The organism is Streptomyces sp. NPDC020898, from assembly GCF_044333925.1.
Taxonomy (GTDB): domain Bacteria; phylum Actinomycetota; class Actinomycetes; order Streptomycetales; family Streptomycetaceae; genus Streptomyces.
Window position 1 is genome coordinate 291,030 of sequence record NZ_JBIRRV010000003.1, and the last position, 9,463, is coordinate 300,492.

Below are 9,463 nucleotides of genomic sequence, written 5' to 3' on the forward strand. Positions count from 1 at the left end.
CGTCATGACCGACACCGACTTCGCCACGTCCTCCGCACCCGCCGACGTCGTACGCCGTCAGTACCTGGCCTCCGCGGCCGCCGATCTGGAGGCCCTGCGCGCCACCCTCGCCCCCGACGTGGAGTGGACCGAGATGGCGGGCTTCCCGCTCGCCGGCACCTACCGCACCCCCGACGGCGTCACGTCCAACGTGATGGAACAGCTCGGCAAGGAGTGGGAGGGCTGGACCGCTCACGACGACACCTACGTCGTCGACGGCGAGAACGTCGTCGTCCTGGCCCGCTACACCGCCGCCAACAAGGCCACCGGTAAACGGATCGACGTCCGCGTCGCCCACCACTTCGTCGTACGCGGTGGACTCATCGTCCGCTTCGAACAGTTCGTCGACACCGCTCTCGTCCGCGACGCCATGAACGGCTGATGCCTCTCCGCACCACGGCAAGGCAGGAGATCCAGCGTGTCCGCTGACGAGAACAAGGCGCTCGTGATCGCCTTCTACGAGCAGGCGTTCAACGACTACCAGCCGGAGCAGGCCGCCGGCGCTCATCTCGGCGAGAGCTACATCCAGCACAACCCGGAGGCGCAGGACAGTCCGCAGGCGTTCATCGGCTATGTCCACTGGCTGCGAGGGAAGTTCCCCGAGCTGCGCCTGGACATCAAGCGCGCGATCGCCGACGGGGACCTGGTGGTCACCCACAGCAACCTGCACCTCGAGCCAGGCGATCGGGGCATGGCCGTCGCGGACTTCTGGCGCGTCGCCGACGGGAAGATCGTCGAGCACTGGGACGTGATCCAGGAGGTCCCGGAGAAAAGCGCCAACGACAACACCATGTTCTGAGGGTTCCGAGGGTTCCGAGGGTTCCGAGGGTTCCGAGGGTTCTGAGGGTCCCGAGGGTTCTGAGGTTCGCCTCAGCCGATGTGCACCACTTGCCGTGCACCGGGGCACATGTCGCGGTGCACGGCCCCCACTTGAGGACGCTCCGAACGAACGCCACCGTCTCCTGCGGTGGCGTTCCCGCGACCTGCGCGCCCGTCGAATTTCAGCGGTGACGATCCCCGCCGACCGACGGAGCCGTCGAACGCCTCAACTGGCAGGGGCGTGCATCCCCTCCGGGCACTCACCGCATCTATCCAGCCTGAGCATCGCTGCAACCGGTGCTCTGCTTCCCCCCAGCCAGATCAGAAAGGTCTTTCCCCACATGACCAACCTCCCCAGTCGACGCCGCCTGCTCGCCACCGGAGCGGGTGCCGCTCTCGGCCTCGGCGCGTTAGTCGTCACCTCGCCCGCCGCGGCGTCCCCCGGCCCCGGTTCCGCAGGAGGAGCCGAGGAGACCAGGACCCTCGACGAGCTCTACCAGGCGGCTCTCGCCGAAGGCGGCAAGCTCGTGATCTACGCCGGCGGCGACATCTCGACGCAGGCGGACGGCCTCCGCAACGGCTTCAAGAGCCGTTTCCCGGACATCGACCTGACGGTCGTCGTCGACTACAGCAAGTACCACGACGTCCGCGTGGACAACCAGTTCGCCACCGACACGCTCGTGCCCGACGTCGTACAACTGCAGACTGTGCAGGACTTCGTGCGCTGGAACGAGCAGGGGCGTCTGCTCGCCTACAAGCCGGCCGGTTTCTCGAAGGTGTACGCCCCCTTCAAGGATCCGCACGGTGCCTGGGTCGCCGTCATGGTGAGCTCCTTCAGCTACATGTACGGTCCGGCGGCGGTCGGTTCGGACGCACCGCGCAGCCCGCTGAATCTCGTCGACGCCGAGTGGAAGGGGCGGATAGCCTCGTCCTACCCGCACGACGACGACGCCTCCCTCTACCTCTACGCGCTCTACGTGCAGAAGTACGGCTGGGACTGGCTGGCCCGACTGGCCGCCCAGGACGTGCAGTTCGCCCGCGGCAGCTACACCCCCCGAGACGCCGTCACCAGTGGGCAGAAGGCGATCGGCGTCGGCGCCTCCGGCGCCCCCCTGGCCACCGGGCCCGTCAAGTGGGTGATCCCCGACGCGGCGACTCCGTTCATGGCCTGGGGGCAGCGGGCCACGATCCTGAAGCAGGCCAAGCACCCGACCGCGGCCAAGCTCTACCTCAACTGGCAGCTGTCGACCGGGCAGCAGCAAGCCACCTTCAACGGCTGGTCGGTCCGCACCGACGTGACCCCGCCGACGGGTCTGAAGCCCATCTGGCAGTACCCCAACGCCAACCTCGACGGCTTCCCCCGCTTCATGGCCGACCGCGCCGCCGTCGAGCGCTGGAAGCAGACCTTCGCCCTGTACCTGGGTGAGGTCAAGGGCGACCCGTCGCCGGGCTCGCTCGGGCTGCACCCGGGAGTCTGACCCGGATCCCGGCAGCGGATTCGCCGTCGGAAGCTCCGTCTTGCTGAGACCTGGTGCAACTGGTCGTTGCCGGCTGAACGCGTCCTCCGCCGATCAGGCGCTGGACGCGTTTGCCGGGGAGCCGGGGCAGTGGCTGCTGGTTTCCGGCGCCGGCGGCGGAGTGGGGCTTTTCGCGGTGGAACCTGCGCGGCTGCGAGTGGTCGCCCAGGTCGGAGCGGCCGACGGGAAACTCGTGACGCGGACTGTGGGGTCGACGCGGCCCACCTGGCCGCCGGGGCGACGGATGTTGCGCGGCATGGCGGTGCGTTCGTGTCGTTGCTCAACTCCGCGCCCATGATGCGCCGCCAGGTGCTGATGACCGATCCGGCGTGGCACGGCGACGCCGAGCGCCCGGCCGAGTTGGCGGCCTACGCGGGCGAGGGTCTGATCAGCCTGCGCGTGGCCAGGACGTATCCGCTGGAGCAGGTCGCGGATGCTCACCATGCCCTCGCCGCAGGCGGGCTCCGCGGCCGGATCGTATGGGTCCCGGACCAATACTGAAGGAAGTTTTGTCGCTGAGGGCGCCATCGTCTGCTTTGCCGGCCGTCGACAGTCCGAGCTGACGTCGTGGTCGCCCGGCCGGGGCCTGGGCGAGGACCCCGCCGGTCCGTGCCCGGGCCGACACCCTCCTCGCCGTCATACCGAGGCCCCCTAGGCGGTGCCTGGGCCGGTTCGTGAGAGCTGGACCATGGCGCGATAGAGGGCGGTGGGCCTGGGGGCTTGGGACAGCTCGGGGATCGGTGCGCCGGGGGCGGCGTAGGAGCGGAGCATGTGGCCGACGAGGCGGCGCCAGGCGGTCGGTGCTGCGTCGCCGGTGGCGGCGACGACGCCGGCGTTGGCCATGAGCAGGATGACGAGGTCCTCGGAGACGAAGTCCTCGCGGAGGTGACCGCTGCTCTTGGCGCGGGCGATGAGTTCGAGGAACGCGTTGTAGGCCTCGGTGCGGCGGGCTTCCAGTGCTTTGGCGGCGGGGAAGGTCATGGTCAGTACGTCGGCGAAGCCGCGGTCGGCGGCCTGCATGGCGCAGACGGCGTGGATGTAGCCGGTGAAGCCGTGCCAGGGGTCGGGGTCGGCGAGTGCCTCGGCGACGGCCTCGGCATAGGCGTCCATGCGGTCGGCGAAGACCGCGTTGACGAGTTCCTCGCGAGTGGCGAAGCGGCGGCCGAGTGTCGCTTTGCCGACGCCTGCCTCACGGGCGACGGAGGCCATGGACACGCCGAGCCCTTCGACGGCGTAGAGACGGCGGGCGGCGGCCAGGATGCGGCAGCGGTTGCGCTCGGCGTCGGCGCGCAGTCCCGGGCCGGGCTGCTGGCACGGTGTCTGGTCGGAAGGCGGGGAGGTCATGCGCCCACTCTATCCAAGTGGAACGAGGGGGCCGCTTCTGTTGTACGGTGGGCGGCGGTGAAAGTGGGCCACCCGGTCCACTTATTGGAGGATGCTGTCATGCGCGCTGTCACGCTCGAATCCGTGCCCTCGGCCCCGGCTGTGACCGAGGTGGACACTCCTCGCCCCGAGTCCGGGGAATTGCTGGTCAAGGTGGCCGCCGCCTCGTTGAACGGCATCGACATCGCCACCGCCGCCGGCTACACGCAGACGTTCATGGAGCACCGGTTCCCGCTGGTCCTCGGCCAGGACTTCGCGGGCACCGTCGAGGCGCTCGGTGAGGGCGTGGAGGGCTTCGCGGCCGGCGACGCGGTCTTCGGTGTCGTGCTGAAGCCGTTCCTGGGCGCCGGGGCGCTGGCCCAGTACGTCACCGTCGCCGCCGGACACGGCGTCGCCCGCATCCCCGCGGGCCTGACGGCAGGGGACGCGGGCGCGCTGGGCGTGGCCGGGGCCACTGCCGTGGCGAGCCTGGACGTGGTGGCGCTGGGCGAGGGCGAGACGCTGCTGATCTCGGGGGCCTCCGGCGGGGTGGGCGCGCTGGCGGTGCAACTCGCCGCCGCCCGTGGCGCGAAGGTGATCGCGACCGCCCGTCCCGGCACGCAGACCGACTTCGTCACCGGCCTGACCGGCGCGGAGGTCCACGTGGTCGACTTCACCGGTGACCTGGAGGGACAGGTCCGCGCGATCGCCCCGGAGGGTGTGGACACTGTGCTGCACCTGGCGGGTGACGGCGCCGCGCTGGCCGGTCTGCTGCGGCCGGGCGGTCAGCTTGCCTCGGCCACTGGCTTGACCCAGGACGCCGTCAAGGGGCACGACGTCACCGTCCACACGATCATGGCCGACCCCGACGCCAAGATCCTGGCCTCTCTGGCCGAGCAGGTCGTCTCCGGTGCGCTGCGTGTGCCGGTCACCGCCACCTACCCGCTGGAGAAGGCCCCGGAAGCGTTCGCCGCCTTCGGCGCGAGCACCCCGGGCAAGATCGCCGTCTCCTGCTCCTGACCCACGTCCGTCCAACGAAAGAGGAACGACCGTGCCCACCATTGCCATCATCGGAGCCGGCCCCGGCATGGGCCTGGCCATCGCCCGTACCTTCGGCAGCCGCGGCTTCGACGTCGCGCTGATCTCCCGTACCAAGGAGAAGCTTCAGACGCTGGTCGACCAGCTCGGCGAGGAAGGCGTCACCGCCGAGGCGTTCCCCGCCGATGTGCTGGACCGCGACTCACTGACGGATGCCCTGGACGCGGTCAAGGCCCGCTTCGGCGGCATCGATGTACTGGAGTACTCGCCGGCCCCGCACTCCCCAGTGCTCGGCGTCACCCTGGCCGCTCCCTCGGAGGCCACGGTGGACAATCTGCAGCCGCAGATCGAGTACATCTTCTACGGCGCCGTCGTCGCCGCCCGCGCGGTGCTGCCCGCGATGCGCGAGGCGGGCGCAGGCACCCTGCTGTTCACCAGCGGCGGAGGTTCGGTGGATCCCGTCCCCATGCTCGGCAACGTCAACGCCGCCGGGGCCGCTCTGCGTAACTGGGTCATCAACCTGGGCAAGGAGCTGGCCGGCAGCGGTGTGCATGCCGCGCACGTGGCGATCAACGTGTGGATCGGCGGGGGCGGCCCGGAGGGCTTCCCGACGGCCACGTCCGAGGAGATCGCTCCTCTGTACTGGGATCTGCACGAAAACCGCGACCGCTCCGAGGCCGTCTTCAACGCCTGACCGGCCGGTCAACCCTGCTCCAGGGAGGGGGCATCCGGTCCCTCCCGTCCCATCACCCTCCGGCAAGGAATCCAAACGTGAACGTCTCCTTGTGGATCGTGCAGGCCCTGCTGGCCGCCTTTTTCGGCATGATCGGCATCAAGAAATCCACCCAGTCCGAGGACAAGGTGGACGAGACGGCCGGCTACTCGCCGGCCACCCTCCGCTTCATAGGCATCGTGGAGTTCGCCGCCGCCCTCGGTCTGATCCTGCCCGCGGCCATCGACATAGCCCCGGTACTGACCCCGCTGGCCGCGACCGGCCTGGTCGTCTTGATGGTGCTGGCCGCGATCTTCCACGCTCGCCGTAAGGAACCAGGCCCGATCGCCGTCAACGCCGTCCTGTTGGTCCTGGCCGCCCTGGTGGCCTGGGGGCGCTTCGGCCCGTACAGCTTCTGACCCCTCCTTGTGATCCCCTCCTGCTGACCGTCACTGCGAGGAAACCCCTGATGCGTGTCACCGTCTTCGGCGCGACCGGCGGCATCGGCCGCCTTGTCGTCCAGCAACTGCTGGACGACGGCCACCAGGTCACCGCCCTGGTCCGTACCCCTGCCAAGCTCACCCTCACCCACTCCCATCTCACGGTCGTCACCGGGAAGTTGTCCGACCGCGACGCCGTCGAGCAGGCCGTCACTGGCGCCGATGTGGTGATCAGTGCGCTCGGACCGTCCCTGAAACGGTCCACGACCGGCACCCAGGTGACCGACGGAACCCGCACCGTCGTGCAGGCCATGCAGGCGCGGAAGGTGACCCGCTTCATCGGCCTGGCCACGCCGTCGCTGGCCGACCCGAAGGACAAGCCGCACTGGAAGCACAAGGTCCTGCCCGTCGCGGCCGGGCTGATGTTCCCCAACGCGCTGGCCGAACTGAAGGGCATGACCGAGGCCGTCACCGGCTCAAGCCTCGACTACACCATCGCCCGGATCACCAACCCCACCGACAAGCCCGCCACCGGCCGCATCCGCGCGGGTTTCCTCGGCCACGACAAGGTCGGCTCCGCCATGAGCCGCGCCGACATCGCCGCGTTCCTCGTCTCGCAGCTCACCGACGACCGCTACCGGCGTGCCATGCCCGCCATCAGTAACTGACTCAGGACCGGTCCGCCATGACCTTCGAACTCGGCGTCTACTCCTTCGGTAACACCCCGCGCCTGCCCGACGGCCGCCGCGGACCCACCGCCCAGGCCCTCCGCGACGTACTGGAGGCCATCAAGCTCGCCGACGAGGTCGGTCTGGACTTCTTCGGGGTCGGCGAGCACCACATGCGGGCGATGCCGCTGTCCTCGCCTACCTCCGTGGTCAACGCCGCCGCGGCCACCACCCACAGGATCAAGCTCAGCACCGCGGTCACCGTCCTGTCGACCGACGACCCGATCCGGGTGTTCCAGCAGCTCGCGACCGCCGCGTCCCTCGCTCCCGGACGCATCGAACTGGTCGCCGGACGCGGCTCGTCGACGATCACGTTCCCGCTGTTCGACCATGACGAGCACGACTACGACATGCTGTACGCCTCCAAACTCGCCCTGCTGATGGCCGTCAACGCCGACGAGAACGTCACCTGGCGCGGCCCGCACCGCAGACGGCCGCTGGAGGACGCCACCGTCTTCCCCCGCCCCGAGGAACCGCTGACGATCTGGCTGGGCACCGGCGGCAGCCCGGACTCGGTGGCCCGCGCCGTCGAGTTGGGCCTGCCGATGTTCCTCGGCATCCTCGGCGGCACCCCCGAACACTGGGCACGCTACGGGCACACCTACCGCGCCGCCTGGGCCCAGGCAGACCACCCCGCCGAGCGGGCCGACATCGCGGTCGCCGTACACGGATTCGTCGCCGAGTCCGGCACCCAGGCCCGGTCGACGTACCTGGAGTACGAGTACCGCATGATGGCCGAGGGCATGGCCGAACTGGGCCGACCCGCCCCCTCACGCGCCGACCGTGCCGCCGACTACGGCCCCGGCGGCATGGTCTTCGTCGGCAGTCCCGACGAGATCGCCGACCGCGTCCTCCACCTGCACGGGCTCCTCGGTCACACCCGCCAGATCCTTCAGATGGACGTCGGCGGCATGCCGCAGCGCGACTTCCTGCGCGGCATCGAACTCCTCGGCACGAAGGTGCTCCCTCAGATCCGCGCCGAGCTGGCGAAACCATGAGCCGGCGCCGTCCCGCCACGGCGGCCACCTGCTCCTCGCGATCTCCGCCATACGGCTGGCTCGGCGCGCCTCCGACCAGTGTGTGAGGCGTCTGCGGGCACGGTGTGCTCCATGGCCGACAGCCGACGAATCCGTCGAACGCCTCGCCACCGAAGCCCGCCGCCGCCCGAAGTGACCGCGGCGTGAAGACCGTCGCCACTGGCTTCCACACCCGGACCCTCCGACTGCCCTCACATCCCGGGCGGCTGATGCCTGCCCTCAGTGATCTCCCCCCCCATGAAGGAGCAGACCGGAATGACCACGACCACCGATCCGTCCTACGTCGACCCGACGCAGATCAACCCCCGCGCGTTACGTCTCGTCGAGGCGTTCAAGAGCGCTCTGGCCCGCCTCCGCGACGAGGAAGGACTGACCTTCGACGACCTCAACGCCGTCACCGACGTGCTGCAGCAGCTCCAGGGAGCCACCGGCGCCCCCCTCGCGCTGGTCGCCATGCCCCTGTACAGCGAGCTCTTCCAAGGCGGCCGGGACGGCTACACCCCCTCCGAGGATGTCAACAGCCCCACCGTCATCCCCGGCTCCCCGCGTATCGACAACCCCGGCGCCCTGCCGATGCGGCCGGACGAGCCCGGCATCCCGCTGGTCGTGTCCGGCCGCGTTCTGGACGGCCACGGTCAGCCGCTCGCGGGCGCCAAGCTGGAGATCTACCACGCGGCCAACAACGGCAACTACTCCGGTCTGTACGACGACGGAGTGCCCAAGTACAACCTGCGCGGGCACCTGTTCACCGACACCGACGGCCGCTACACCTTCACCACCATCACGCCCGTCGCCTACGCCGATGCCTACGCCATGGAGATCGACGGGGTCGTCGAGGCCGCCGCGGCCCTCGGCCGCAGCCTCTACCGTCCGGCCCACATCCACTACGAGGTCCACCACCCTGAGTTGATCACCCCTTGGTTCGGCGAGATCTACTTCAAGGGAGACCCCGTCATCCCCGTCGACTTCGTCGGCTCGAAGCTGGCCCACCCAGCCCTGCAGGCGGACACCACCCTGCACGAGGACCCCGAGGACATAGCCGGACACGGATTCCAGGGCCCCTACCGGACCATGGAGTTCGACTTCGTCCTCAAGACCCGTACCAGCCCGGACGCCCTCACCCCGACGGAGGCGCAGGCGTGACTCCCCAGGACGCCACGGCCTGGTCGCTGTCCCGGCTGAACACGGCCTTCTTCCACCACTACGACCGCCGCGAGTACGACGAACTGCTCGAGCTGTTCGCCCTCGACGCCCTGTACGAGGTCCATGGACGCACGCTGCGCGGTCATGCGGAGATCCGGGACGTGCTCAACGCCCGTTCCGGTCCCGAGGTGACGGTCCGCCATCTCGTCACCAGCCAGCACTTCCACAGCATCGGGGACGGGACGGCCCAGGGCACCGTCTCCCTGCTCGCCTACGCCGGGCCCACCCCCGTCGACGAGGACCCCGCCCGCTATCCGGCCGCGAACGCCGGACATGTCGTCGAACTGAACGACCACTACCGGCTCGACAACGGGAACTGGAAGATCGCCCACCGCGTGGCCCACCCGGTCCTCGCCCCGGCCCTCGCCTGATCACCTTCACGGTGTCGTTGTTGTCTCGCCAAGCCGCGAGGTCAGAAACCGTGGCGCGCTTGCTGCTCCACGGCGGCGTGGCCCCCCCCCCGGGGGGCCCCCCCCCCCCCCACCCGCCGCCCCCCCCCCCCCGCCCCCCGGGGGGGGGGGGGGGGGCGGGGCGAGGGGGGGTGGGGGGGGCCGGGTGGGGGGCCGGG

12 protein-coding genes are annotated in these 9,463 nt (G+C 70.0%); 11 read left to right on the top strand and 1 reads right to left on the bottom strand.

What is annotated here, in order from left to right:
- Positions 1-4: 4 nt before the first annotated feature.
- From ACH4TV_RS12415 to ACH4TV_RS12430, 4 genes are all read left to right on the top strand, one after another.
- Complete coding sequence (locus ACH4TV_RS12415; protein ID WP_398397056.1) at positions 5-421, top strand: nuclear transport factor 2 family protein; 417 nt, start codon at positions 5-7, stop codon at positions 419-421.
- Positions 422-457: 36 nt separating this feature from the next.
- A complete protein-coding gene (locus ACH4TV_RS12420; RefSeq protein ID WP_398397058.1) occupies positions 458-838 on the top strand; it encodes a nuclear transport factor 2 family protein in 381 nt (126 codons plus the stop codon).
- A gap of 361 nt (positions 839-1,199) precedes the next feature.
- Positions 1,200-2,336, top strand: coding sequence for an ABC transporter substrate-binding protein (locus ACH4TV_RS12425; protein WP_398397060.1), 1,137 nt, complete (start codon positions 1,200-1,202; stop codon positions 2,334-2,336).
- Positions 2,337-2,465: 129 nt separating this feature from the next.
- The gene (locus tag ACH4TV_RS12430; protein ID WP_398397062.1) at positions 2,466-2,876 is read left to right on the top strand and encodes a zinc-binding dehydrogenase; all 411 of its coding nucleotides are present in this window, start codon (positions 2,466-2,468) and stop codon (positions 2,874-2,876) included.
- A gap of 150 nt (positions 2,877-3,026) precedes the next feature.
- Here ACH4TV_RS12430 and ACH4TV_RS12435 read toward each other — a convergent pair whose 3' ends face one another.
- Positions 3,027-3,719, bottom strand: a complete 693-nt coding sequence (locus ACH4TV_RS12435) for a TetR/AcrR family transcriptional regulator (RefSeq protein WP_398397064.1) — start codon at positions 3,717-3,719, stop codon at positions 3,027-3,029.
- A gap of 99 nt (positions 3,720-3,818) precedes the next feature.
- Here ACH4TV_RS12435 and ACH4TV_RS12440 point away from each other — a divergent pair, with 99 nt between their 5' ends.
- The 7 genes from ACH4TV_RS12440 to ACH4TV_RS12470 all read left to right on the top strand — a co-directional run bounded on the left by ACH4TV_RS12440 (position 3,819) and on the right by ACH4TV_RS12470 (position 9,266).
- Positions 3,819-4,757 (top strand): NADP-dependent oxidoreductase, encoded by a 939-nt coding sequence (locus tag ACH4TV_RS12440; RefSeq protein ID WP_398397066.1) that lies wholly within the window; start codon positions 3,819-3,821, stop codon positions 4,755-4,757.
- Between the two features lie 31 nt (positions 4,758-4,788).
- On the top strand, positions 4,789-5,469 hold the full coding sequence (locus ACH4TV_RS12445) for an SDR family NAD(P)-dependent oxidoreductase (RefSeq protein ID WP_398397068.1): 681 nt from the start codon (positions 4,789-4,791) through the stop codon (positions 5,467-5,469).
- A gap of 77 nt (positions 5,470-5,546) precedes the next feature.
- Positions 5,547-5,906 carry a DoxX family protein gene (locus ACH4TV_RS12450; RefSeq protein WP_398397070.1) on the top strand — a complete coding sequence of 120 codons (360 nt, stop codon included), beginning with the start codon at positions 5,547-5,549 and terminating at the stop codon, positions 5,904-5,906.
- Between the two features lie 50 nt (positions 5,907-5,956).
- The gene (locus ACH4TV_RS12455; protein WP_398397072.1) at positions 5,957-6,595 is read left to right on the top strand and encodes an NAD(P)-dependent oxidoreductase; all 639 of its coding nucleotides are present in this window, start codon (positions 5,957-5,959) and stop codon (positions 6,593-6,595) included.
- Between the two features lie 17 nt (positions 6,596-6,612).
- A complete protein-coding gene (locus ACH4TV_RS12460; protein WP_398397074.1) occupies positions 6,613-7,653 on the top strand; it encodes an LLM class flavin-dependent oxidoreductase in 1,041 nt (346 codons plus the stop codon).
- Positions 7,654-7,947: 294 nt separating this feature from the next.
- Positions 7,948-8,835, top strand: coding sequence for a hypothetical protein (locus ACH4TV_RS12465; RefSeq protein ID WP_398397075.1), 888 nt, complete (start codon positions 7,948-7,950; stop codon positions 8,833-8,835).
- Entirely contained in the window at positions 8,832-9,266 is a 435-nt protein-coding gene (locus tag ACH4TV_RS12470; protein ID WP_398397077.1) for a nuclear transport factor 2 family protein, read from the top strand. The genes ACH4TV_RS12465 and ACH4TV_RS12470 overlap by 4 nt, the downstream gene beginning before the upstream one ends.
- Positions 9,267-9,463 lie beyond the last annotated feature (197 nt).

Coding starts and splice junctions, on each gene's coding strand:
- ACH4TV_RS12455 (WP_398397072.1), top strand. CDS start 5,957: ATGCGTGTCACCGTCTTCGGCGCGACCGGCGGCATCGGCCGCCTTGTC.
- ACH4TV_RS12440 (WP_398397066.1), top strand. CDS start 3,819: ATGCGCGCTGTCACGCTCGAATCCGTGCCCTCGGCCCCGGCTGTGACC.
- ACH4TV_RS12465 (WP_398397075.1), top strand. CDS start 7,948: ATGACCACGACCACCGATCCGTCCTACGTCGACCCGACGCAGATCAAC.
- ACH4TV_RS12425 (WP_398397060.1), top strand. CDS start 1,200: ATGACCAACCTCCCCAGTCGACGCCGCCTGCTCGCCACCGGAGCGGGT.
- ACH4TV_RS12435 (WP_398397064.1), bottom strand. CDS start 3,719: ATGACCTCCCCGCCTTCCGACCAGACACCGTGCCAGCAGCCCGGCCCG.
- ACH4TV_RS12460 (WP_398397074.1), top strand. CDS start 6,613: ATGACCTTCGAACTCGGCGTCTACTCCTTCGGTAACACCCCGCGCCTG.
- ACH4TV_RS12415 (WP_398397056.1), top strand. CDS start 5: ATGACCGACACCGACTTCGCCACGTCCTCCGCACCCGCCGACGTCGTA.